General features: G+C 59.9%; 21 protein-coding genes. 14 read left to right on the top strand and 7 right to left on the bottom strand.

Annotated elements, in window-relative coordinates:
- The first annotated feature begins 57 nt into the window (after positions 1-57).
- The 3 genes from ACL2XP_RS14810 to ACL2XP_RS14800 are packed head-to-tail and all read left to right on the top strand — an operon-like array spanning position 58 to position 3270.
- A complete protein-coding gene (locus tag ACL2XP_RS14810; protein ID WP_413733539.1) occupies positions 58-546 on the top strand; it encodes a MarR family winged helix-turn-helix transcriptional regulator in 489 nt (162 codons plus the stop codon).
- Positions 543-1703: an HlyD family secretion protein gene (locus tag ACL2XP_RS14805; protein WP_413733538.1), complete on the top strand. Its 1161-nt coding sequence runs from the start codon at positions 543-545 to the stop codon at positions 1701-1703. Before ACL2XP_RS14810 ends, ACL2XP_RS14805 begins: the two co-directional genes overlap by 4 nt.
- A complete protein-coding gene (locus ACL2XP_RS14800) occupies positions 1690-3270 on the top strand; it encodes a DHA2 family efflux MFS transporter permease subunit (protein WP_413733537.1) in 1581 nt (526 codons plus the stop codon). The genes ACL2XP_RS14805 and ACL2XP_RS14800 overlap by 14 nt, the downstream gene beginning before the upstream one ends.
- Here the strand turns inward: ACL2XP_RS14800 and ACL2XP_RS14795 are convergent.
- On the bottom strand, positions 3239-5848 hold the full coding sequence (locus ACL2XP_RS14795) for a hypothetical protein (RefSeq protein ID WP_413733536.1): 2610 nt from the start codon (positions 5846-5848) through the stop codon (positions 3239-3241). The two genes, ACL2XP_RS14800 and ACL2XP_RS14795, sit on opposite strands and share 32 nt — an antisense overlap.
- 205 nt (positions 5849-6053) lie before the next feature.
- On the opposite strand from ACL2XP_RS14795, the gene ACL2XP_RS14790 reads away from it, so the two are divergent.
- From ACL2XP_RS14790 to ACL2XP_RS14780, 3 genes are all read left to right on the top strand, one after another.
- Positions 6054-6734 carry a TetR/AcrR family transcriptional regulator gene (locus tag ACL2XP_RS14790; protein ID WP_413733535.1) on the top strand — a complete coding sequence of 227 codons (681 nt, stop codon included), beginning with the start codon at positions 6054-6056 and terminating at the stop codon, positions 6732-6734.
- Positions 6734-7717 (top strand): MDR family oxidoreductase, encoded by a 984-nt coding sequence (locus ACL2XP_RS14785; protein ID WP_413739170.1) that lies wholly within the window; start codon positions 6734-6736, stop codon positions 7715-7717. The genes ACL2XP_RS14790 and ACL2XP_RS14785 overlap by 1 nt, the downstream gene beginning before the upstream one ends.
- Positions 7718-8167: 450 nt before the next feature.
- Positions 8168-9301 (top strand): glutathione-independent formaldehyde dehydrogenase, encoded by a 1134-nt coding sequence (locus tag ACL2XP_RS14780; protein WP_413733534.1) that lies wholly within the window; start codon positions 8168-8170, stop codon positions 9299-9301.
- Positions 9302-9333: 32 nt separating this feature from the next.
- On the opposite strand, the gene ACL2XP_RS14775 is transcribed toward ACL2XP_RS14780, so the two are convergent.
- Positions 9334-10749 (bottom strand): heavy metal sensor histidine kinase, encoded by a 1416-nt coding sequence (locus ACL2XP_RS14775; protein ID WP_413733533.1) that lies wholly within the window; start codon positions 10747-10749, stop codon positions 9334-9336.
- Entirely contained in the window at positions 10746-11417 is a 672-nt protein-coding gene (locus tag ACL2XP_RS14770) for a heavy metal response regulator transcription factor (protein WP_413733532.1), read from the bottom strand. The genes ACL2XP_RS14775 and ACL2XP_RS14770 overlap by 4 nt, the downstream gene beginning before the upstream one ends.
- 273 nt (positions 11418-11690) lie before the next feature.
- Here ACL2XP_RS14770 and ACL2XP_RS14765 point away from each other — a divergent pair, with 273 nt between their 5' ends.
- From ACL2XP_RS14765 to ACL2XP_RS14755, 3 genes are all read left to right on the top strand, one after another.
- Positions 11691-12317, top strand: coding sequence for a hypothetical protein (locus ACL2XP_RS14765; RefSeq protein ID WP_413733531.1), 627 nt, complete (start codon positions 11691-11693; stop codon positions 12315-12317).
- A 110-nt stretch (positions 12318-12427) separates the two neighbouring features.
- The gene (locus ACL2XP_RS14760) at positions 12428-13081 is read left to right on the top strand and encodes a cytochrome b/b6 domain-containing protein (RefSeq protein ID WP_413733530.1); all 654 of its coding nucleotides are present in this window, start codon (positions 12428-12430) and stop codon (positions 13079-13081) included.
- Entirely contained in the window at positions 13074-13865 is a 792-nt protein-coding gene (locus ACL2XP_RS14755; protein WP_413739169.1) for a molybdopterin-dependent oxidoreductase, read from the top strand. Before ACL2XP_RS14760 ends, ACL2XP_RS14755 begins: the two co-directional genes overlap by 8 nt.
- 7 nt (positions 13866-13872) lie before the next feature.
- Here ACL2XP_RS14755 and ACL2XP_RS14750 read toward each other — a convergent pair whose 3' ends face one another.
- The 3 genes from ACL2XP_RS14750 to ACL2XP_RS14740 form a co-directional block, all read right to left on the bottom strand.
- Entirely contained in the window at positions 13873-15447 is a 1575-nt protein-coding gene (locus ACL2XP_RS14750; protein ID WP_413733529.1) for a diguanylate cyclase, read from the bottom strand.
- A 135-nt stretch (positions 15448-15582) separates the two neighbouring features.
- On the bottom strand, positions 15583-16050 hold the full coding sequence (locus ACL2XP_RS14745) for a FidL-like protein (protein WP_413733528.1): 468 nt from the start codon (positions 16048-16050) through the stop codon (positions 15583-15585).
- Positions 16047-16853 carry a winged helix-turn-helix domain-containing protein gene (locus tag ACL2XP_RS14740; RefSeq protein WP_413733527.1) on the bottom strand — a complete coding sequence of 269 codons (807 nt, stop codon included), beginning with the start codon at positions 16851-16853 and terminating at the stop codon, positions 16047-16049. The genes ACL2XP_RS14745 and ACL2XP_RS14740 overlap by 4 nt, the downstream gene beginning before the upstream one ends.
- Positions 16854-17331: 478 nt before the next feature.
- Here ACL2XP_RS14740 and ACL2XP_RS14735 point away from each other — a divergent pair, with 478 nt between their 5' ends.
- The 5 genes from ACL2XP_RS14735 to ACL2XP_RS14715 all read left to right on the top strand — a co-directional run bounded on the left by ACL2XP_RS14735 (position 17332) and on the right by ACL2XP_RS14715 (position 21983).
- Positions 17332-17694 carry a hypothetical protein gene (locus ACL2XP_RS14735; RefSeq protein ID WP_413733526.1) on the top strand — a complete coding sequence of 121 codons (363 nt, stop codon included), beginning with the start codon at positions 17332-17334 and terminating at the stop codon, positions 17692-17694.
- On the top strand, positions 17691-18962 hold the full coding sequence (gene fabF / locus ACL2XP_RS14730) for a beta-ketoacyl-ACP synthase II (RefSeq protein WP_413733525.1): 1272 nt from the start codon (positions 17691-17693) through the stop codon (positions 18960-18962). Before ACL2XP_RS14735 ends, fabF begins: the two co-directional genes overlap by 4 nt.
- Before the next feature lie 165 nt (positions 18963-19127).
- A complete protein-coding gene (locus ACL2XP_RS14725; protein WP_413733524.1) occupies positions 19128-20204 on the top strand; it encodes an ABC transporter substrate-binding protein in 1077 nt (358 codons plus the stop codon).
- Positions 20194-21204: a FecCD family ABC transporter permease gene (locus tag ACL2XP_RS14720; protein ID WP_413733523.1), complete on the top strand. Its 1011-nt coding sequence runs from the start codon at positions 20194-20196 to the stop codon at positions 21202-21204. Before ACL2XP_RS14725 ends, ACL2XP_RS14720 begins: the two co-directional genes overlap by 11 nt.
- Positions 21201-21983: an ABC transporter ATP-binding protein gene (locus ACL2XP_RS14715; protein WP_413733522.1), complete on the top strand. Its 783-nt coding sequence runs from the start codon at positions 21201-21203 to the stop codon at positions 21981-21983. The genes ACL2XP_RS14720 and ACL2XP_RS14715 overlap by 4 nt, the downstream gene beginning before the upstream one ends.
- Here the strand turns inward: ACL2XP_RS14715 and ACL2XP_RS14710 are convergent.
- Complete coding sequence (locus ACL2XP_RS14710; RefSeq protein WP_413733521.1) at positions 21980-22705, bottom strand: substrate-binding domain-containing protein; 726 nt, start codon at positions 22703-22705, stop codon at positions 21980-21982. The genes ACL2XP_RS14715 and ACL2XP_RS14710 overlap by 4 nt on opposite strands.
- Between the last annotated feature and the right edge of the window lie 32 nt (positions 22706-22737).

The raw sequence follows: 22737 nt of genomic DNA, 5'->3' as shown, positions 1-22737 counted from the left end.
ATATGCTCCGGAGTTTATTAATGGCATGTCAACTAATGGGTTGGAATCTATTTTATTATGCCGTCATTACCTACCGCGCCGTCGACGACCGCGTCGTTGCCCAATCCCTCGCCGCACCGCAAGTTCGCTAATCTGATTGCCCACACCGCCCGCCAATGGCGGCGGGTGATCGATCGCAAGCTACAGCCCTACGGCCTGACCGAAGCCACCTGGGTGCCGTTACTGCATCTGGCCCGGGCCGAAAAGCCCATGCTGCAAAAAGACCTGGCGGAAGCCATTACCCTGGACGCCTCTTCGGTGGTGCGCCTGCTGGATAACCTGCAGGCCCAGGGATTTATCGTGCGCCGCGAAGGCAGCGATCGCCGCGCCAAGGAGATCCATTTGACCGAACACGGCCTGCAGCGGGTCCAGCAGGTGGAGGGCATGGCCCTGGCGGTGCGCAATCAGGTGCTATCGGGGGTGGACGATCGGGAAATCGAACAGATGAACCGGCTATTGGAGCAGGTGCTCGCCAGTCTGGCCTCGGTGGATAAGGAGTCGTTATGAGTATGGGGGGGCAGCAGCGGCGCGGCTTTTCGCTGCGGGGCTTTAACCGCCTGAGCCGGCGGCGAAAAATGTGGGCCTTGACGGGCGCGGCGGTGCTGGTTGCGGTTATCGTCTGGTTTATTACCTGGATTGACTGGCGTTTGGCCCACGTGGCCGAAAATGATGCGCATATCACCGGCGAGGTGGTCACCCTGGCCAGCCGGGTGGACGGCTGGCTGGTGGCCCGGCCGGTGATGGACGGCGACCGGGTGAAAAAAGGCCAGATTTTGGCGCAAATCGACGATCGGGACGCCCGGTTGAGGCTGGCGGCGGTGCTAGGGGATCTGGCCTCGGCCAACGCGCAAATCGCCTATACCCAGGCCCAGCGCCAGACCGCCGATCAAACCACCCAGGCCGAGCTGGAACAGGCGCAGGCGCAGTTGACCGTAGCGGAGTCCACCTTGTCGGACGCCGGGCATCAATTGGCGCTGGCGCAGGCCAATTTCCAGCGGGACGACAGCCTGGTCAAAAGCGGGCTGACGCCGCGCAAGACCTGGGATGAAAGTCATACCGCGCTATTACAGCGCCAGGATCAACTGCGGGAAGCCCAGGCGCAGATGCTTTCCCAGCGGGCGGCGCTGGCCAATGCCCGGGCGCAGCGCGGGCAGTTGCAGGTGCTGGACCGGCAAATCGATATGCAGCGCCAACAGTTACTGGCGCTGCAAGCGCAAGCGGACCAAATTACCCAGGAAATCGCCGATCGCACCTTGCGTTCGCCGGTGGACGGCGTGGTGGACCGCACCCTGGGCGACGTGGGTGATTATATCCAGGCCGGGCAATGGGTGATGATGGTCCATGATCCGAAAAACGTCTGGGTCGAGGCCAATATCAAGGAAACCGCCCTGAACCAGGTGGCGGTGGGGCAGGCGGTGGAAATCGGCGTGGATGCCTATCCCGATATGGTACAGCGCGGGCATGTGATCCGGGTGGGCAACACCGCCACCAATCAATTCGCCCTGCTGCCCAGTCCGAATCCGTCCGGCAATTTCACCAAAATTACCCAGCGGGTGCCGGTGCGCATCGCGTTTGACGGCGCCAGGGAGCGCGGCGGCGAAAGCATCGACCCGCGCTTGAAACCCGGTCTGATGGTCGAGGTGGCGATTAATGTCGCCCATTGAGATCCAGGAGGAACGTTTTGGGCCGGCCTACCGCTGGCTGGCCACCGGCACGGTAATGCTCGGCACCATCGCCACCACCGCCACCGCCACCATCGTTAACGTCGCCATGCGCGATATCATGGGAGCGTTCGGCCTGGGGCAGGATCAGGTGCAGTGGTTATCCACCGCATTCCTGGCATCGATGACCGCCACCATGCTGATGACCGCCTGGGCGCTGGAACGTTTTGGCTACCGGCGGGCTTTTGTCGGCGCTCTGCTGGTGTTTATCGCCGGGTGCCTGCTGGGTTTCGTGAGCAGCAGCGGCGCCGAAGTGATTTTGGCCCGGGTATTACAGGGTAGCGCGTCGGGCATTATCCAGCCGCTGGCCATGGTGGTGCTGTCGCAGGTGTTTCCTCCGGCCCAGCGCGGCAGGGCCATGGGGATTTATGGCGTGGGCGTGGTGCTGGCGCCGGCCTTGGGGCCGACGGTGGGCGGCATGATGGTCGATCAGTATGACTGGCGCTACGTTTTTTTGGTGGTGGTGCCTTTTTGCGCCGCCGGCATGGCGGCCGCGATGGTTATCCTGCCGGGACTGGATAACCAGGCCGCCGCCCCCCGGCGCAAATTCGACGCCGCCGGTTTCATGTTGTTGATCTGCGCGCTGACCATGCTGTTAACCGGCTTGTCCAACGGCCAACGGGAAGGGTGGGATTCGTTTTTTATCATCGGCATGTTTGCCGCCGCCGCGCTGAGCGCCGCCGGCTTTATCTGGTGGGAGCTGATCGCCGCCCAGCCGCTGCTGAGCCTGCGGGTATTCAAGAACCCGCGTTTCTCGGCGGGCTGCGTGGTGGCGTTTGCGCTGGGGGCCGGCATTTACGGTTCAACCTATATCATCCCCCTGTTTGTGCAGACCGTGCAAGGGTATACGCCCACCCGCTCCGGGCTGTTGTTAATGCCCTCCGGGCTGGTGCTCGGGCTGATTTTTCCCCTTGCCGGCCAGCTAAGCGACCGGCTGCCGCCACATTTGCCGGTGATCGCCGGGCTAGCCATTTTTGCGCTGTCGAGCTGGCTTTCCGGCGGCGCCGATGTGGATACCCCCTTTTGGACCATGGCGTTGTGGGTGGTGCTGGGGCGCATTGGGCTGGGGGTCATGCTGCCGGCGCTTAATGCGGGCGCCCTGCGCGCTTTGCCCGCGGACAAGCTGGCCCAGGGGTCCGGCAGTCTGAATTTCGTGCGCCAACTGGGGGGCGCGTTCGGCGTTAACCTGCTATCGGTGATTATCGATCGGCGCACCATTTTCCACGGCGATGCGCTGGCGCAGGCGCTGACGGCGTCCAACGCCATTGCGGCGGAGTCCATCACCCGCCTGGGGTTGCTTTTCTCCCACTGGGGCAATCCGTTTGGCAATCGCCTGCCGGAAGGGGTGAATCCGGGATCGATGGCCTATCTGGAAAGTATGCTGGTGCCGAAGGCGCAATTATTCGCTTATCAGGATGGTTTTTACGTCGTGGCGATCTTTTTTTTCCTGGCCATCATACCGGCCTGGTTCATGCGCGTTAAACGGGCACGCGCCGCTGTTTCTTTTTAATGATATTGATGATGCTTTGCCAGTTCCGTTCGTTTTCTTGATTAACCACGTTTTTGCCGCGGGCGTCCATGTGCAGAAACGCTTCGCGATAATTACTGAAATCGATAGGGTAAAACGCCTGGCTGCCGCGATCGTAGAACACATTGTCTTCATGTAAATCCGCGTGCCAGATACCCAGTTCGTTCAGGTTGCCGACCATGGTGGCAAACCGTTCTATGGCATCGTCCGGCAGGGTGCCGGGCGCGATTTCCCTCAGGGACGCGCCGGGAATTTTCAACATCCGGATATAGACGTCGGAATCATATAAATAAACCTTGGCGCCGTCGCTGCCGTAATAGCGGCAAAACAGTTCCGCTTGGGCCTTGGCCATGCCCAGGCGATCTTTAAGCGGTATGAGCGATGCGCTGGCAGAACTGTTGCTATTGTCTGAAGACGGATCGAAAGATGAGGTGAATTGCGATTGTTTAATCTTTTTTAACACATAGGTCGGGTCGGTTTTATCCTCATAGACGATGCCCTCGGCGCCGTCGCCAATTTCTTCCCCCACCTCCAGGTGTTCCACATGCATGATATCGTCATGGTCGCTCCCCGCCGGGGAAAGCCTCTCGATACCGCCATCTGCACCAGCGGACGGGCCCGCCCCGGGGGAGAACCTACCCTCTGTAGGGGCGTCCAGGCCGGCCGCGGCCTGCGGGCGCTTGAATCGTTCGGCCCATGCCGGCACCTGCTCGTATTGTTCAAGCTGCAAAGCGAATTCCATTTCGTTATATAAGCCGCCGGATTCAAACGAATATTGCCCTAAATAGCGTTTCGCCTGTTCCCTATCCATACTGAACACCTGTCTGATAATATCCGCGGGCTGGCGCGGCCTTAATCTCCCGCGGCCGCTGAGCCCTTCGGTTTTTATCAGCAATAAACGTTCCCGTACGGTTTGTGGTTGAAATTTATTATTGCGGAATCTGAGGTTGATATTCCGGTGGGGGGATTTGATAAAAAAATGCCCGGGTTGATTTTTATAGGGCAAGACCCGTACATATTTATGATTGATCCGCAAAAAACTTTCATTGCGGCGATTCCATTGCAAACCCCGGGCATCGGGCGAGGAGAGATCGCGGGCCGAGACGGACGGGGCATACATAGGCTCTGAAATCTGCCGCACCAGGCTTTTCGCCGCATGCGGCGATGTCCGGGCGGCGAACCCCCATTGCCGGCCGTCCCACTCGACCTGATAGTTTTCCAGCCGTCCACGGCCGGTATGCATCAACTCGTATTTCATGCCCTGGCGGGGAATCACCACCGGGACCACGGGCACCAGATCGCCCTGGATTTCTACCGCGTATTGGCCGGCGGCAGGCAACGATGCGCTGCGCGGCGGCTGTACCCGATAAATCGCCGCCTGATGATAAAACCGGGGATTGGCGTTTTTCAGTTCAAGGTAGACGCTATCCGGTTGGTAAACCAACTTGTGGGTAGCGATAAAGTCCCGCTGCTTGCGCGACGGCCTGAACCGCGCAGGCCGGACAGGTTCCCACACCTGCGCGGGGCGGTTGTAGCGCACCGTAGCCACCCGCGCGCCGTGCGTGTCGTCACGAATGGAATAGACCCCGTTGGTTTCATATAACCGGTTTTCCCGCCAGGCGCCGCCGGCGCGCATGCGGATGTAGGGACCGCCGTCGTTCTTGAACCCCAGATCCCGGGGTAAAAGCGAATCGCCGCGTTTCGGCGGCTGGTAAAGCGGCAATCTATCGCGAAAGTTAGCGTTATCCAGGGCGGTTTTGGCCAGAAACAGCGCTTGCTGCGCGATATCCAGATATGTCTCGCGGGGATTACCGCACCGCTCCAGTTCGTTGGCTATGGCCTCCAATACCGGTCCCACCAGATTTTGGTGCACCGACAGCGGCAGGGCGCCGGGCAGTAATTGCAGCAGGCTGGATGTTACGCTATCGGCGGTGGCGGTTATGGCGTTGAGGTGATGGACGTCGGCGGCGCTAGGGCAACCCCGGCCCGAGCGCCAACTATGGATGTTAAGCGACTCCGTGGCCAGCATGGTGACGGGATGGCGCAAGGTAGCGCCAATCTGGCGCAGGATCTGGGCCAGCGACAAATCGTCGCCGTGGTGCAAACACGAAAAATCGAAAAGCCTGGTCACGATCACTCCGTCGTCGGCAGGTTCCGCCAGCGGTGGGCGGGCCGGGGGGAAAACGACATGACGCTTGGTCCGGTGGCCGTGAAACGAATCGGGGATTGCTGTCAAAACGAGGTCCGCCGCGGGCTGATGCGTATTGTCCATCCGCCATCCGCGGGGCGATACGGTCCCGGTCAGCGGTACTTGAGCCGGGGAGGACGACGATGCGGTCAGGCGGACCAGCGCCAACGTAAACAGGGCCGCTTTTAACGGTCGCTCCCGCCTGTTCCCGGGGAAACTCCTGGACGGGGACTCTGCCGGGTTACCGATGGTCTTGATGGCATAAAATAGTCGGCCCAGGTCGTTTTTGTCGGCGGCGGCGCGCGTATCGGTTTGTACGATTTCCTGAATAATGGCCGGCAAAATAGTGGCGGAAGCAAAGAAAGATGGCATTATTATCCTTGTATATCATATATATATTCATCTATAGCGCAGGGCGGGCTGCGGGATTTTTATCATGAAGCCGCGGGAGCGTCTAGCGGTGACGGCGAAAAATTGGGTGCTTGGTAGGTAATAAGCCATTAACGCGCAATGCGGAACGGGCGTTGGCGATGTGTCTGGGTTTGATTATTTTAGACGATCGGTCTATATTCGGTGCATGCAACGGACATCTCCCCCTAAGCGGCGCGGCCGGCCGCCAAAAATCGCCCGCGACAATCCCGATACCCGGGCGGCATTGGTGCGCGCGGGCACCGCTATTCTCACCGAGCAGGGTTTTACCGGCTCGGGTATCGACGGCATCCTGAAATGCGTCGGCGTGCCGAAAGGCTCGTTTTATTACTATTTCGACAGTAAAGAAGCCTTCGGCCAGGAAATCATTGCCTTTTATGGCCGCTATTTCGCCCGCAAGCTGGACCGCTCCCTGCTGGATGATTCACTGCCGCCCCTGGATCGCCTGCGGGAGTTTATCGCCGACGCCGCCCGCGGCATGGCGAAATATGAGTTTAAACGGGGGTGCCTGGTGGGCAATCTGGGCCAGGAAGTCAACCTGCTGCCGGCCAGCTATCGCCGGCAGCTCAGCGATATTTTGCAGGCGTGGCAGCAGCGGGTCGCCCGTTGCCTGGAGTTGGCCCGCGCCGCCGGGCAACTGCTGCCGGGGACGGATTGCATGGCTCTGGCGGATTACTTCTGGATTGGCTGGGAAGGGGCGGTAATGCGCGCCCGGCTGGCCGGGAACGCCCAGCCGCTGGAGCGATTTGCCCACGGATTTTTCGCCGGTCTGCCGTATACCAACGCGGCGGCAACGTTTACAACGAGTCAATCTTTTGAGGGGTTATGATGTTTAACGGAATTTTGATCGAAAAAGATGAGCAGGGCTATCGCGCCGGCTGCACCAGCCTGGACGAAGCCCAACTGCCCGCGGGCGATGTCCAGGTGAGGGTCGAGTACTCGACCCTCAACTATAAAGACGGACTGGCCATTACCGGCAAAGGCCCGGTGGTCCGCGCCTTTCCCATGGTGCCGGGCATTGATCTGGCCGGTATCGTGGAGCATAGCACCCACCCGACGTTCAAGGCCGGCGATGCCGTGCTGCTCAACGGCTGGGGCGTGGGTGAAAAACACTGGGGCGGACTGGCGCAAAAAGCGCGTCTGGACGGCAATTGGCTGATCCCGCTGCCCGCCGGTTTAACTTCCCGCCAGACCATGGCCGTCGGCACGGCCGGTTATACCGCCATGCTGGCCGTGATCGCGCTGGAGAGAAACGGCGTTACCCCCGCCAAGGGCCGGGTATTGGTCACCGGCGCTAACGGCGGCGTCGGCGGTTTCGCCATCGCCTTCCTGGCCCGCCTGGGTTATCAGGTGGTGGCATCCACCGGCCGTCAGGAGGAAGCTGCGCATCTCAGGCAACTGGGCGCGGTGGAGGTTATCGACCGGGCGCAGCTGTCCGCGCCGGGACGCCCGCTGGCAAAAGAGCAGTGGGCCGCGGCTATTGACAGCGTGGGTAGCCATACGCTGGCCAATATCTGCGCCGGCTTACAGTATCAGGGCACCGTTGCCGCCTGCGGGCTGGCGCAGGGCATGGATTTGCCGGCCAGCGTGGCGCCGTTTATCCTGCGCGGCGTGACCCTGGCGGGCGTGGATAGCGTGATGCGGCCGCTAGCGGATCGTATTGAGGCCTGGCAGCGGATCGCCACGCTGGTGGACGGCGAGCTGTTGGCCGGCATTAGCCGGGAAATCGCCCTGGGCGAGGCGATCGCCGCCGCCGCCGCGTTGCTGGAGGGCAAAATTCGCGGCCGGATCATTGTCGATGTGAATCGCTAAAGGCGGCAATTCAGCGAGGCGGTTAAAAATGACAACGTCACTTTTAACCGTTCTAAATGGTCGGCTAAATGCCCCATTAATCGCCACTGGTGACATTGCCACCGGTGGCGATTTGTCTTTGTGCGCCGTACATGCCCCCTTTATCCCCGGTTTCCTGTCATAGCGCTGACTCTCCGCCGCTGGGCGCTTATGGCGTAATATCGCCGTCGGCTAAGCCACTGTTAACATGCGCTAATCATTATCGCCGCTATCAAATCGACAAGGGCGGGCGTGTGGGCAATCACGCCGCGATACCGCTCCGCTAGGCGCTGCGGGGGAATAAATGAATGTGTAAATTTGCTTATCATTTATAGCGCGGCGCGGGGTTATGGGCTATCCATAAAGTAAGTCCATCAAGTAAGAGAAAGGTTAACGCGCCGACAAAGATAGCGTTCTAAACCGGAGGAAATAATGAAAGCAGTCGTTTATAACGGTCCCCGCGATGTCGTGGTAAAAGAGATGCCCGACGCCAAGATTATCAAGCCCACCGATGTCGTGGTGCGCATTACCACCACCAACATTTGCGGCTCGGATTTACATATGTATGAAGGCCGCACCAGTTTCGAAACCGGGCGGATTTTCGGCCACGAAAACATGGGGCAAGTGATCGAAATCGGCACCGCCGTGGAGCGCATCCGGGTTGGCGACTATGTTTGCCTGCCGTTTAATATCGGCTGCGGTTTTTGCGAAAACTGCGAGCGCGGCCTGACCGGTTTTTGCCTGACCGCTAACCCGGGCGCGGCGGGCGCCGCTTATGGTTTTGCCGAAATGGGGCCGTTTGAAGGCGGCCAGGCGGAACTACTGCGGGTGCCCTACGCTGATTTCAACTGCCTGGTGCTGCCTGAAGATGCCCGGGAAAAAGAGGACGACTATGTCATGCTGTCGGATATTTTTCCCACCGGCTGGCATGCCACCGAACTGGCGGGCCTGCGGCCGGGAGAAAGCGTGGCCATCTACGGCGCCGGTCCCGTCGGGCTGATGGCGGCGCATTCCGCCCTGATTAAAGGGGCTTCGCAGGTCTTCGTGGTGGATACCCATCCCAGCCGGCTGGCGCTGGCGGAGAAAATCGGGGCTACGGCCATTAACGGCGTGGGCGACGCGGCGGTAGAGCAAATCCTCAACCTGACCGATGGGCGCGGCACCGACTGCGGCTGTGAGTGCGTGGGTTACCAGTGTTGCGATAAACACGGCCATGAAGATAACTCCGACACCATGAATAGTCTGGTGGCCTCCACCAAAGCCACCGGCGGTATCGGCGTGGTGGGGGTGTTTGTACCACAGGACCCCGGCGCCAAGTCGGATTTGGCCAAAGAAGGCAAAATGCCGTTCGATTTCGGCAGCTTCTGGTTCAAGGGCCAGCAGATCCGCACCGGCCAGGCCAACGTCAAAGCCTATAACCGGCAACTGGCCCGTTTGATCCACCAGGGCCGCGCCAACCCCGCGCAAATTATTTCCCACCGCCTGCCTCTGGCCGAGGCCCCGGATGCCTATAAGCATTTTGACGATCGCGACGAGGGCTGGACCAAGGTGATCCTGAAACCGTGATGTTTAAGTCTGTTTTTAAAACATGGCTCCCGTCAGCTAACGGAAGCGGGGTCGGGAAAATACAGGCAAAAACACAGCGTGCCGTCCGGGTCGCACCGGGCGGATGCCGAGCCGTGATGCAGTTCCATAATGGCGCGCACAATCGACAGGCCAAGGCCGGTGGCATTGCCGCTGCTGGTCCGCGCGTTATCCACCCGGTAGAAGCGGTCGAACAGTTTATTCATATGTTCCGCCGCAATCGCCGGACCGCGGTTGGCGACCTCAATCACCCAGCCCGCGCCGTCCCGGCGTCCGGTCAGGGTGACCTTGCTGTTTTCGTCGGCATAGCGGATGGCGTTATCCACCAGATTGCTTAACGCTCGGCGCAGCAGCATGGCGTCCGCCCAGATTTCGCCTTCGCCACGGCAGTACAACGACAGGCCGCGCTCTTCGGCTAATCCTTCAAAATAGTCCGCGATCCGCTGTAGCTCGGCATGCAGCGCCAGCCCAGCCGGTTGAATGGCGGATTGCGCTTCGCCGGCCCGCGCCAGGAACAAGATGTTTTCCACCATGCGCGAGATCCGTTCCAGCTCCTCGCTGTTGCCCACCAGCACGCTTTCATACTCTGGCGCCGATCGGCGCTGGTAAAGCGCCACCTGGCAGTGACCCATCAGCGCATTAATCGGCGTGCGGATTTCATGGGCCAAATCGGCGGAAAATTGGCTTAACCGCTGGTATCCCTCCGCCAGCCGGTCCAGCATTTGGTTAAAACTGCGAATCACCTGATACAGTTCGGGCGGCGCGCCCTGTTCGGACAGACGGGCGGCCAGGGTGGCGGGGTGGATGCCCTGGGCCTGTGATGCCATGCGCCGCAGCGGTTTAAGCCCCTGGCGCATTAGCGCATAACCGAGCAGGGCAATCAGCACAAAGGCCCCAAGCGTCGCCTCGATAATCCGGTTGCGGTATTGCCCCAGCATGCGGGTTTCGTTCGCCATCACATGGCCGGCGGTAATTTGTACGGTTTGCCCGCCGTCGAGTTTCACCAAGGCGGTGACGAAGCGGATCGGAATGCCGTCCGGGGTGCTGGCGTTATGCACCGCCGCCAGGCTCAGGGGCACCCCGGCGGCCACCGGCGCCACCGGCGGCAGGGGATAGTTGCGCGGGTTGACATTAATCAGCGGCGCCTGGCCGGGACGCTGGAAAACCAGGATATCCCGCTCGTTGCCCAGCATATTTTCAAACAAATGCGGGTTGTCGCTGAGCCGGGATAGCGGAAATTCATTGCCCAGCAGGTTACGGAAATATTCAACGCGCCCGGACGTCTGGAACCCGGCCTGGCGCTGCATGGAGCGGGAAATATCGTCATACAGATAAAACCCCACCGCGCTGATGACCAGGGCGGCCAGGACGGCAAACAGCAGCGCCGAGCGCAGCGTTAAAGAAAGGGCGGGCAGGCGCGGTCGATTCATGGGCGGGGTTCGCAAACATAACCGATACCGCGCACGGTATGGATCAACTTCACTTCAAACGGCCGGTCGACTTTGGCGCGCAGGCGTTTAACCGCCACGTCCACCACGTTGGTATCGCTGTCGAAGTTCATATCCCAGACCTGGGAGGCAATCAGGGTGCGGGACAGCACTTCGCCCTGGCGCTGGACGAATAGCGCCAGCAGGGCAAACTCTTTATTGGTCAGGATAATCACCTGATCGAGCCGCGTGACCCTGCGGCGCAATACGTCGATATGCAGGTCGGCCAGCCGGTAGTCATTCTCTTCGCGGGCCACGCCGCGCCGCAGCAGGGTGCGGATACGCAACACCAGCTCGGTAAATGAGAAGGGTTTGATTAAATAATCATCCGCCCCCAGTTCGAGGCCGTGAATGCGATCCTGTACGCCGTCGCGGGCGGTCAGAAACAGCACCGGCACATCGCTTTTCTTGCGGATAATTTCCATTAGCTGCCAGCCGTCCAGGCCGGGCAGCATCACATCCAGCACAATCAGATCATAGCTATGTTCCAGCGCCAGAAACAGCCCGTCTGTACCGCTGCGGGCCAGGTCCACCCGATAGCCCGCTTCCCCCAGCCCTTTGCGCAAATATTCACCGGTACTCAAATCATCTTCTACTATCAATATACGCATTTACGCGGGTCCTTATTTTCGGCCTGGGATTGTCAGCATAGCGCAATAAGCGCCGTTACCTCGCCGTTAACCCGGTGCGGTGCGGGCCAGGATACCAGTGTAGCAGGTCGCCACGGGGGTTTTGATGACAATATTGTCATCAAATGGTCATCCGGCGGACCGGGTCGATTTGCCAAGCTAAGAACGTTAACGGCGCGTAATGCTAGAGAAAAGCGTCACGGTTGTTATACCCGGCGCATCGGCGACCGGACAGATCGATAACAGGAGAGGGAAATGACCAAACAACGAATAGTAACCGGCCTATTGATGGGCGCGCTCACGCTCGGTGGTTTCGCGGCCAGGGCGGCGGACGCGCCGGCCAAACCGCCGGCGGCGGTGCGTGGTACCATAACCCAGGTGAACGGCGCGCAGTTGGAGCTGACCGATCGCAAAGGTGAAAAACGCGACTTCACGCTCGGCGATCAGACCACCTTTACGGCGGTGGCGCAGGGTAAAATCACCGATATAAAACCCGATAGTTTCATCGGCACCGCGGCGGCGCCGCAGCCGGACGGCACCCTGAAAGCGCTGGAAGTGCATGTGTTCGACCCGTCGCTACGCGGCTCGGGCGAAGGATTCCGGCCGTGGCAGGGCGCGGACGGCAAAGTGGGCACCATGACCAACGGCACCGTCGGCACCTTGGTTAACGCCAACGGCCGCACCATGACCGTGAAGTACCAGAACGGGGAGAAAAAGGTCGTCGTGCCGGAAGATGTGCCCATTGTGACGTTGTCACCTGGCGATCGCTCTTTATTAAAAACGGGTGCGCATGTCATCGTTTTCCCGGCGCCGGGCGGTTCTGAGCCCGCGGTAGCAGGACGGGTCATCGCCGGCGTCAACGGCACGATCCCCCCCATGTAAGCCCGACGACATCGCAAGCGGCGGGCGGCTGGGAGATATACCGGCCTCCGCCGCGTTGGCCTCGCCAGAGCCATGTGCGTACTTCCTCTGCGTACCAATAAGGAGCGCCTGTGAAAAAATCTGCTGCCCGGGCACCTGAAATCAAGCTGCATCGGGCGCCGGTGCGCATCACCCACTGGTTGAATCTGCCCATCATGTGCGGGATGTTTATGAGCGGCTGGGGAATATATAACGCATCGCCGCTGTTTGGTTTTACGTTCCCCACCGCCTTGACGCTGGGGGGCTGGCTGGGCGGCTCCATCGCCTGGCATCTGGCGGTGATGTGGGCGCTGGCGGCCAACGCGCTGCTATATGTGGTCTGGGGCCTGTTCAGCGGCCATTTTCGCCGCGATTTCCTGCCGGTCACGCCGCGCTCGGTGCTGACGGATGTCAAACTCGCGCTGACCCTGCGCCTCGAACACCAACTGGGGCGCTACAACGCCGTGCAAAAAGCGTTTTATCTGTTCGCCTTGCTGTGCGGCCTGCTGCTGATCCTCTCCGGCCTGTCGATTTGGAAACCCGTGCAGTTACAGTATTTGGTGGCGCTGTTCGGCGGTTTTGACCGGGCGCGTTATGTCCATTTTTTCGCGATGAGCGGCATCGGTATATTCGTGGTGGTGCACGTGGCGATGGTGCTGATGGTTCCCTCGACGTTTTTACAGATGATTACCGGCCATCTGTCGGCGCATGCGCGCCGCGGACTGCGGGAAACGAATGATGAATAACAACGATAACGGCAAGCAATCCGGCCGGTCCGGGGCCAAAACCGCCGTTAAATTGGAACCCGCCCAGCAAAAGCAGCTGGTGCGCCTTCAGCGGCGCCTGCTGCTGCGTTCCGGCCTGACGCTCGGGGCGCTGACCCTGCTCAGCGGTTGCAATATGCAAGACGGGGATGAAGTGGATAAAGTCTTATGGGCCATGTCGCGCTGGAACGACCGGGTGCAGGGCTGGTTATTTAGCGGCCAGCGCCTGGCGCAGACGTACCGTCCCGATCAGATGACCAAACCGTTTCCGTTTAACGCGTTTTACCCGGAAGATAATGTGCCGGAAATCGATCTCGCCACCTACCGGCTTGAAGTCTCGGGGCAGGTGGCCGATAAGCGTCCCTGGACGCTGGCGAGGCTGCAGTCCTTGCCGCAGCAAAGTCAAATCACCCGGCTGATTTGCATTGAAGGGTGGAGCGCCATCGGCCAGTGGAGCGGGGTGCCGCTGCGCACCTTTTTGCAGCACATAGGCGCGGACCTGCGCGCCGGATTTGTCGGTTTTCGCTGTGCCGATCGTTATTACTCCAGTATCGATATGGCCACCGCGCTGCATCCGCAAACTACCCTGGCGCTGGATTTCGCCGGAAAAACCCTGCCGGATTCCTATGGCTTCCCCCTGCGATTACGGGTGCCAACCAAGCTGGGGTTCAAAAACGCCAAGCATATCGTATCGATCTCGGTGGGGAATACCAATCCCGGCGGCTACTGGGAGGATCAGGGTTATAATTGGTTCAGCGGTATTTGACGCGCCGTTATCCGGCCACGCAAATCTGGTTACGCCCCTGGTGCTTGGCTTGATACAGCGCCGCATCCGCCTTGACGATAAGCTTGGACGGCGTGTCCCGATCGGGCCGCGGCACGCCGACAAATACGCCGATGCTCAGCGTCAAAATGCCGGTTGGGCTGCTTTGGTGGGGAACCCGCAGTTGCTCGACTTCCCGGACAATGCGCTGCGCCACCGCCAGGGTGCCGGCGAGATCGGTGTCGGGCAACAGCACGATGAACTCCTCGCCGCCGTAGCGCGCCACCAGATCCCGCGCGCGCAAGGGCAGCTCGCGCAGGGTTTTACCAATCAATTTTAAACACTCGTCGCCGGCCACATGGCCGTAGAGATCGTTAAACTGCTTGAAATAATCCACATCCAGCAGAATCAGCCCCAGATCCTGATGCTGTTGCAGCGCACGATTAAATTCATGGGCCAGGGTTAAATCGAAATGCCGCCGGTTATACAGCCCGGTAAGGCCGTCCGATCGCGCCAATTTCTCCAGCGAGCGGTTGAGTTTGCGCAGCTCCTGCTGGGTGCGGATCAACTCCAGTTCAATATGCATTCGAGCCCGCACCTGGCGTATCAGCAGCAAACCGGTCAGGGCAATCAGCGTCACGAAAATCAGGGTGATGACCCCTTGGCTGATGGCATCCCGCCGCCAGTCCAACAATGAGCGATCGAGGGATAGGCCGGTAGTGATGATGACCGGAAAATCCTTGAGATGGGTAAAGCTATATACGTTCTGCCGCTGGTCGGCGGCCAGGGAACTGGTCACGATGCCGGCGTGGTTTTGCCTGATATTTTCTTTATACAGGTCGGAACCGGCGATCGTGGTGCCGATGGCTTTTTCATTATAAGGTTGCCGGTAGAGTATGGTGCCGTTATTGAGCAGCATCATTAAAGTCGAATCGTCGTCGATCTCGAATTTGGTATAAAAATTACGGAAATGATTAATCATTACGCTTTCCAGCAGCACGCCGGCAAAACTGCCGTCGGGATGATTCAGGCGCCGGGAAATGGGCAATACCAAATCGTTGGACATCCGGCTTCTGATGACTTTGCCGATATGCACCGTTAATTGCGGATGATCGCGGTGATACTGAAAATATTCCCGATCGGAATAATCCTTGGACGGCGGCAACCGGTTCGCCGCCGTCACGATCATCCGCCCCGTCGCATCAAACAGCGATATGGCGTTAATCTGCGCCAGGGCCTGGGTCTTTTCCTGGAAAATACGCTGCAAGCGGGGTAATTGATCGTTACCCATTCCCCACTGGTTGATTTGCCCCGCCAGCTCTTGCAGGGTGGATTCGGCCTGCGCAAAAGTGTCGCTGGCGTGCTGGGATAAGGCCTGCGTCAGATTCTGGGTATTGGCCCGCGATCGCTCCAGGGCCAGGTGGTAGGTGTGCCAGACATGCCAGCCGTTGACGGCGATCAGGGCGACAATCAGCAGCGCGGCGGCCGCGCCAAGCTCGGCGATTAAAGAAAAACGGTGGCCGCCATATACCGAGGCCGCCGGATTGTGCTGCTGGGTGGAACCGCTGGGGCGGGCTTTTCGCATAAAGACTAGTGCATCTCTGGACCACGGAACAGGTTGACCCCGCGACGTCAGCGTCTCTCATCAAGGCCATCGGATAAGCATCCGTAAAGTATTATCGATTCTTGCGGATAGTCAAAATTTGCCGGCGAATAGGCGTTAGTCTTTGGCGCAAATGAAAAAGGGCGAATAAAAAATGCTCACCAGAATCGCGCCGTCATCAATGCGCCTGAAGCTGGGTAAAATGGATTCGCCCACCGGCAGCAGGATCGGGCTGGCCACCGTGGCCGGCAGATTATCCAGGGGCGAAACAATCTCCCGGGTAATGGTGATTTCATACAAGCCCTGGCGGTTTTTCTGCCGGAAGGTGAAAAAACGCGTGCGGTGCAAGTTATAGGTTTGGCCGTTATGGGCGAACGTGCCGTTAAGGGCGTAAAAACCCTCCCGGCCGCCGGTAAAGTACATTTTTGCGTCCACCGTATAGGTAAAACCGCCTTGCGGGCTATTCGCCCGGTGGACCATCAGGCCGGAACAGTGGAAACCCGAAAAACGGGCGCGGTCGCTTTTCAGGTAAAAGAGGGTAATGGAAATCAGGCACAGGGCCATGGCGATGGTCATTTTTTTCATTGCTCGCCCCAATTGTAAAAGTAGAAGTTCAGGCAATCCGACAAGGCGCCGCGGGCGTCCCTCGCGCATTTGGCCAAAAAAGTGCGGCGATTAAGATTCTCTTTGACCCTGGGGTTAGTCACGGCGGTCCTGGAAAACAACACTACGTCACGATCATTGCATTGCTCGATATTTCCTATCATGGTCCGTTGAATATCGGTCGCCAGATTTTCTTGTTCCCCTTCATTTACCGGACGCAGGGTATAAACATCGCAAGCGTTAATTTTGCGGAAAAAAATTAATTGCTGCTTATCCGCTACCGTTAAATAAAAATAAATCATCAACAGCGTAATAACGGCGGTAATAATCAATATAACATTACGCAATATTTCCGGATTGAACCGCGCCGTGGCGGGGACGGGTTTATCGGCGGGAACGGCCTCGGTTATCGCCGCCCGCGGCGCCGCGGATTCGGCGCGATCCCCATAAGGCGCGATAGTTAACCGCTCGTTTAGTTTCAGGCCGCGTTTGGGCAGGGTGACGATGGCCGAGGCCTCTAATCCCGCAGCCAGCAGCGCTTTTCTAATGAGACTGACCTGTTGATTTAAATTACCATTGGAGGGCTGGAGACCCTGTTTTTCCCATACTTGTTCAAATAGCGTTTCGCGGCTCACCGGCGCGCCGGCGCCATGTGCAATAATCAGCGCCTCTAATACCCGGCCGGCGGAATGAGAAAGCCGGATGGCCGATTCGTCCTTATTTAATAAGGATAGTTGATATTCGTCGGTATTAAATAACACGCGGCTATCAATTAAATAGAGCATAGCAGTTCTCCCTGCCGGCGTAATTTCTTCGCCGATACTATTACGGTTTTATATTTTTTTGCTGCGGCATAAAATTACCCCCCGTCCTGATAAGGCAGGATAGGTGAAAACTTCTTGAGTATTGGAATATCGTCTTTCTTGAGTAATGACCCGTTTCCCGCAAGTATAAACCAGGGCTGTGCCGGCAAAGGGTTATTAAAGCGGTAAAAAAAACCAAACAGCGATAAAAACCACAAAAGACGGCGCCTTGAGCACAAACCGCTATGCATGCGCCGGTACCGCGCCGGAGCGCGGCATACTTATACTGATCGGACTTGTTCAGCGTACACTTGTAAGCTAGAGTAGCAGCCTGATGTTACTACCATCATAGTAGTTATTGTTTACGGCAGTTGTGGACCAGCGGGTATTTGACTATCGGCAGCGAGATTGGCTTAACCATGCAAACAACGCATTTTGGCGCGACGGCCTGTCGCCCACTATGCTGAACCGTCGACTTAAGTCGCCGGTAAAGCGCGGCATAATGTACAACAGCGCCGTTAATACCCGCCCGCAGCGGTTTGAGTGCCTGCTTACCGAACGCGGCAAGTCTTTTTTTCCGGTGTTGATAACGCCGATGCCAGGGGACAATCCGTCCCTGAACGCAGGCGATATCGCCGTCCAGCCGGTCAGTCGCCAATGCGGAACACCGGTGATGCCGGTTCTGCTCGATCGGCATACCCATGAACCGCTACCCCATTTTAACGTGGCGATTGCCGCCGGCCCCGGCGCCAAGCGCCGGCTGAACCAGATACGGGAAATGCAAAACCAACATGAAGCAAATCCGCACAAGGAATCATTATGAGTAACCGTCGAATTGTAATTACCGGCATGGGCGCGGTTTCGCCTTTAGGCTGTGGCGTTGAAACCATTTGGCAGCGCCTGCTGGCGGGCCAATCCGGGATTCGCCCCCTGCCGGAAGCGATGGTTGCACAGCTGTCGGTGAAAGTCGGCGGCCAGGTGCCAACCCCGGAACAAGACCCCGAAGGCGGCCTTTATCCGGAGCGTTTCGTCCCGCCGAAAGACCAGAAGAAAATGGACCGGTTTATCCTGTTCGCCATGGCTGCGGCCGATGAGGCCCTGCGCCAGGCCGGCTGGTCGGCGGATACCGAAGAACGGCAAGATCGCACCGCCACCGTCATCGCCACCGGCATCGGCGGATTCCCGGCCATCGCCAATGCGGTACGTACCTCGGATAACCGCGGGCCGGGCCGTTTATCGCCGTTTACCATCCCCTCGTTTCTGGCCAATCTGGCCGCGGGGCATGTGTCGATTAAATATCAGTTCAAAGGGCCGATCGGCGCGCCGGTCACCGCCTGCGCCGCCGGCGTGCAGGCCATCGGCGACGCGGTGCGCATGATCCGCAACAATGAGGCGGATATCGCGTTATGCGGCGGCGCCGAAGCCGCTATCGATACCGTCAGTTTGGGGGGCTTCGCCGCCGCCAGGGCGATCTCCACCCATTTTAACGATGCTCCGGCGACCGCCTCGCGGCCGTTCGACCGGGATCGCGATGGTTTTGTCATGGGAGAGGGCGCCGGACTGCTGGTGATTGAAACCTTGGATCACGCCCGGGCGCGCGGCGCCAAGCCCCTGGCCGAGATTATCGGTTACGGCACCACGGCGGATGCCTACCATATGACCTCGGGGGCGGAAGACGGCGACGGCGCTTACCGCGCCATGAAAATCGCGCTGCGCCAGGGCAATATCACCCCGGATCAGGTACAGCACCTCAACGCCCACGCGACTTCCACGCCGGTGGGCGACTTGGGCGAAATCAACGCCATCAAACATCTGTTCGGCAGTTATAGCGACGTGGCCATCACCTCCACCAAATCGGCCACCGGACATCTGCTGGGAGCGGCCGGCGGCCTGGAAGCCATCTTTACGGCGCTGGCCCTGCGCGATCAAATCGTGCCGGCTACCCTGAACCTGGAAAATCCCGACCCGGCGGCGGCAGGCCTGCATTTTGTGCGCGGCGAACCGGAAAAGCTGGCGATGACCTATGCCATTTCCAACGGGTTCGGTTTTGGCGGCGTCAACGCCAGCGTTTTATTAAAACGCTGGTCGTAGCGCTTTAAGCGACCATAGCGCGGGGCGCAACGCCCCGCGTAGCCCGCCTTTATTAATCCCCGGGATAAAAATCACCGCTGCCGGCGTATGGCTATTGTTATGGGGGATAGGTCGCTATATATTAATGTATATATCGATTTCTCCCCCTTCCTTAAGCGATCAACCATGTCTCTGTTAGCCGTACGTTCCCGCACGTCTTGGTTTGCCTTATGCCTTACCCTGTTAATCACCAGCTTCGCCGCGTCCGCGGACCGCACCCTGACCGACCAACTGGGACGCAGCGTTACGCTTCCCGACCGGGTGGACCGGGTGGTGGTGTTGCAGCATCAAACGCTGAATTTACTGGTTCAATTGGACGCCGCCGATGATGTGGTCGGCCTGTTGTCGAGCTGGAAAAAACAGTTGGGGCCGGATTTCGCGCGTTTCGCCCCCCGGCTGGCAACCTTGCCGATGCCCGGCGATTTGACCCAGGTGAATATCGAAAGCCTGCTGGCCGAGCATCCGCAGGTGGTATTCGTGGCCAACTATGCCCCGCCGGAGATGATTAAGCAGATTGAAGCGGCCGGCATCGCGGTGATCGCGGTGTCGCTGCGCCAGGATAAACCGGGCCAGCAGGATAAGCTCAATCCCGTAATGGCCGATGAGGAGCAGGCCTACAACGAGGGCCTGCGCCAAGGCATCAAGCTGATTGCCGCGGTGGTGAACCGCGAGCCGCAGGGCGAGGCGCTGATTGACTATACGTTCAGCGCCCGCGCGCAGGTGGCGTCCCGGCTAAAGGATATACCCGCGGAGCGGCGCATACGCACCTATATGGCCAACCCGGATTTGACCACCTACGGCTCGGGTAAATATACCGGCCTGATGATGCAACATGCCGGCGCGCTGAACGTCGCCGCCGCCACCATCGACGGCTTTAAGCAGGTATCGCTGGAGCAGGTGCTGGCCTGGAACCCGCAGGCGATCTTTGTGCAGGATCGCTATCCCGAGGTGGTGAAGCAGATCGCGGCCGATCCCGCGTGGCAAGGCATCGACGCGGTAAAACATCACCGGGTGTATTTGATGCCCGAATACGCCAAAGCCTGGGGTTACCCCATGCCGGAAGCCCTGGCCATCGGCGAGCTGTGGATGGCGAAAAAACTCTATCCCGATCGTTTTACCGATATCGATATGCAACGGCAGGCCAATGACTATTATCGGCGTTTTTACCGGGTAGCCTGGCAACCCCGCGCCGATGGCGAGTGATCCCGATCGCCGGGCGCTCCAGATCACCCGGCTGCTGGCGGCGCTGACGCTGGTTATCGCGCTGCTATCGCTGGGATTGGGGCAGTTTACCCTATCCCCCGCGCGGGTGCTGGCGGTGCTGGGCGCTCCCTGGCGGCAAGACTCGCTGGAGTACCGTATTATCTGGCTGGTGCGGATGCCGCGGGTCCTGACCGCCTGCCTGGCGGGCGGGGCGCTGGCGCTGTGCGGCGGCGCGTTGCAAGGCATGTTTCATAACCCCCTGGTGGACCCCCATATTATCGGCGTCAGCGCCGGCGCCGCTTTTGGCGGCACGCTGGCGATTTTGCTCGGCCTGCCGACGCTGGCGCTGATGGGTTCCACTTTTGCCTTCGGGCTGCTGGCGCTGGCGCTGGTATACGGCATTGCCGCCACGCTGGGCCGGGATAACCGGCTGATGTTGATTCTGGCGGGCATTATCCTGAGCGGTTTTTTTTCCGCCCTGGTCAGCCTGTTGCAATATCTGGCCGACACCGAGGAAAAACTGCCGAGCATCGTATTTTGGCTATTGGGCAGTTTCGCCACCGCCAACTGGCATAAGTTTTCCATGCTGGCGCTGCCGCTGCTGGCGGCCGGCGGCGTACTTTATCGCCTGCGCTGGCACATCAATATCCTCTCGCTGGGGGACGACGACGCCGCCTCGCTGGGCATAACGCTGGTGAATGTCCGCCGGTGGGTCCTGGTATTATGCGCGGTGCTGGTGGCGGCCCAGGTGGCGGTCAGCGGCAGCATCGGCTGGATCGGCCTGGTGATCCCCCATCTGGCCAGGATACTGGTCGGCGCGGATCACCGGCGCTTGCTGCCGGCCGCCTTTTGGCTGGGCGCCGGATTTATGGTGCTGGTGGACGATTTGGCGCGTTTGCTGAGCCAGGCCGAGATTCCCTTGGGCATCATCACCGCGCTGCTCGGCGCGCCGCTATTTGCGTGGCTATTGTTCCTCGATGCGCGCGGGAAAAAATCATGACGGAAAATGCGCTTTGTGCCCGGCGGCTGGAATATGGCCATCACGACGCCTTGTTCGAGCCCCTGACCTTTACCTGCGCCCGGGGCGAGATATGCGCGGTGCTGGGGGCCAACGGATGCGGCAAAACCACGCTTTTACATACCCTGACGGGCATTTTGCCCGCTTTGGGCGGCGAGGTGCATTGCGCGGGCGGCCTGGGATTTGTGCCGCAAAGTTTTACCCCCACCTTTGCCTACCGGGTGTTCGATATTGTATTGATGGGGCGGGCGGGCAGCGTGGGCCTGCTGCGCATGCCCACGGCGCGGGATGAAGAGATCGCGCGCGCGGCGCTGTCCGCCCTGAATATCGGCTCGCTGGCGGGCCGGCCGTTTCATACCCTCTCCGGCGGGCAGCGCCAGTTGGTGCTGATTGCCAGGGCGCTGGCGACCCGCGGCGAGATCCTGATCCTGGATGAACCGACCGCCGCCCTGGATTTAGCCAATCAGCAAGCGGTGATGCGGCTGATTTACCGCCTGGCCCGCCAACAGGGGATCAGCGTATTGTTTACCACCCACGATCCGTCCCACGCGGCGCTGCTGGCGGATAAAACCCTGCTGCTGCTGCCGGGGCGGCAGTGGCTGTTCGGCGCCACGGACCGGGTGCTCAACGAACCCAACCTGCAACGGGCCTATGCTATGGTGGTAAAACGCCTGGACGTGGATCATCAGGGGCGCCGGTACCCGGTGCTGGCCCCGCTGTTTGACTTGACGGAGCAGGATAACGCCTCCGGCGGCGCTTAGCCGTCGATGGGCGCAAAACCCGCTCGGCGCAGGAAATCCTGTCCGTCCTTCCCCAAGATAAACGCCGCCAGCGGGTCGGCCCGGCGCGCGCGCACCGCCAGCGCGTATACGGCGCGTATATTATAGGCCTCGGGGATCTCCACCACCCGCAGGGCCGGGTCCTGGGCCAGGCGCGCAGCGTAGTGCGCATAGCCGATAAATACATCGGCCATTCCCTGATGAATCAACCAGCCGGCCGCCAATTCGCCGGCCGGGATCGGCGGCGTATCCCGGCCGCCCACCAGCGGCCTGGCCCGCGCTTTGAGATCTTCCGCGCCGCCGGTCAGGAGCGGGGCGAGCCGGTCGAAAAGCTGCCAGGCATAATCGCCGGAAGGATCGCTGCCGGGCGTGGACGTCGCCAGAATCAACCCGGTATCGCGCAGCAATGCCAGCCAGTCGGCCTGCCGGGTCGCCGGGGTATTGCGCACCGTCAGGCACAGCCGGTTTTGCGCAAAGGGCATGACGGCCAGCGCCAGCCCGGCCGCCAGCAGCCGCGCGGGATGTTCGGCATTGGCGCTGGCGAACAGATCGCAGGCCTCCCCGGCCTCGATGCGCTGGCGCAGCAGGCCGGCGGGGCCGAATATCACTTCTATCCGCCGGCCGGTCGCGGCGCCGTAGGCCGCCAGCAGCGGCGTCAGGGCGGGGCGCAGGCTGCCTGCTGCCAAAACCACGAGTGGTGTCATGATGGGTTCCTCAAATTCCGGTGGGCGAACGT

This window comes from Sodalis sp. RH21, from assembly GCF_047324175.1.
In the GTDB taxonomy this organism is placed as follows: domain Bacteria; phylum Pseudomonadota; class Gammaproteobacteria; order Enterobacterales; family Enterobacteriaceae; genus Acerihabitans.
This window is presented reverse-complemented; position numbering and strand designations above follow the sequence as displayed.

Excerpts from the sequence above, each read along its gene's own strand:
- ACL2XP_RS14750 (WP_413733529.1), bottom strand. The coding sequence starts at position 15,447 with ATGCGAAAAGCCCGCCCCAGCGGTTCCACCCAGCAGCACAATCCGGCG.
- ACL2XP_RS14735 (WP_413733526.1), top strand. The coding sequence starts at position 17,332 with ATGCTGAACCGTCGACTTAAGTCGCCGGTAAAGCGCGGCATAATGTAC.
- ACL2XP_RS14775 (WP_413733533.1), bottom strand. The coding sequence starts at position 10,749 with ATGAATCGACCGCGCCTGCCCGCCCTTTCTTTAACGCTGCGCTCGGCG.
- ACL2XP_RS14710 (WP_413733521.1), bottom strand. The coding sequence starts at position 22,705 with ATGACACCACTCGTGGTTTTGGCAGCAGGCAGCCTGCGCCCCGCCCTG.
- ACL2XP_RS14800 (WP_413733537.1), top strand. The coding sequence starts at position 1,690 with ATGTCGCCCATTGAGATCCAGGAGGAACGTTTTGGGCCGGCCTACCGC.
- ACL2XP_RS14780 (WP_413733534.1), top strand. The coding sequence starts at position 8,168 with ATGAAAGCAGTCGTTTATAACGGTCCCCGCGATGTCGTGGTAAAAGAG.
- ACL2XP_RS14725 (WP_413733524.1), top strand. The coding sequence starts at position 19,128 with ATGTCTCTGTTAGCCGTACGTTCCCGCACGTCTTGGTTTGCCTTATGC.
- ACL2XP_RS14755 (WP_413739169.1), top strand. The coding sequence starts at position 13,074 with ATGAATAACAACGATAACGGCAAGCAATCCGGCCGGTCCGGGGCCAAA.
- ACL2XP_RS14715 (WP_413733522.1), top strand. The coding sequence starts at position 21,201 with ATGACGGAAAATGCGCTTTGTGCCCGGCGGCTGGAATATGGCCATCAC.
- ACL2XP_RS14745 (WP_413733528.1), bottom strand. The coding sequence starts at position 16,050 with ATGAAAAAAATGACCATCGCCATGGCCCTGTGCCTGATTTCCATTACC.
- ACL2XP_RS14785 (WP_413739170.1), top strand. The coding sequence starts at position 6,734 with ATGTTTAACGGAATTTTGATCGAAAAAGATGAGCAGGGCTATCGCGCC.
- fabF (WP_413733525.1), top strand. The coding sequence starts at position 17,691 with ATGAGTAACCGTCGAATTGTAATTACCGGCATGGGCGCGGTTTCGCCT.
- ACL2XP_RS14795 (WP_413733536.1), bottom strand. The coding sequence starts at position 5,848 with ATGCCATCTTTCTTTGCTTCCGCCACTATTTTGCCGGCCATTATTCAG.
- ACL2XP_RS14720 (WP_413733523.1), top strand. The coding sequence starts at position 20,194 with ATGGCGAGTGATCCCGATCGCCGGGCGCTCCAGATCACCCGGCTGCTG.
- ACL2XP_RS14805 (WP_413733538.1), top strand. The coding sequence starts at position 543 with ATGAGTATGGGGGGGCAGCAGCGGCGCGGCTTTTCGCTGCGGGGCTTT.
- ACL2XP_RS14790 (WP_413733535.1), top strand. The coding sequence starts at position 6,054 with ATGCAACGGACATCTCCCCCTAAGCGGCGCGGCCGGCCGCCAAAAATC.
- ACL2XP_RS14740 (WP_413733527.1), bottom strand. The coding sequence starts at position 16,853 with ATGCTCTATTTAATTGATAGCCGCGTGTTATTTAATACCGACGAATAT.
- ACL2XP_RS14765 (WP_413733531.1), top strand. The coding sequence starts at position 11,691 with ATGACCAAACAACGAATAGTAACCGGCCTATTGATGGGCGCGCTCACG.
- ACL2XP_RS14810 (WP_413733539.1), top strand. The coding sequence starts at position 58 with ATGCCGTCATTACCTACCGCGCCGTCGACGACCGCGTCGTTGCCCAAT.
- ACL2XP_RS14770 (WP_413733532.1), bottom strand. The coding sequence starts at position 11,417 with ATGCGTATATTGATAGTAGAAGATGATTTGAGTACCGGTGAATATTTG.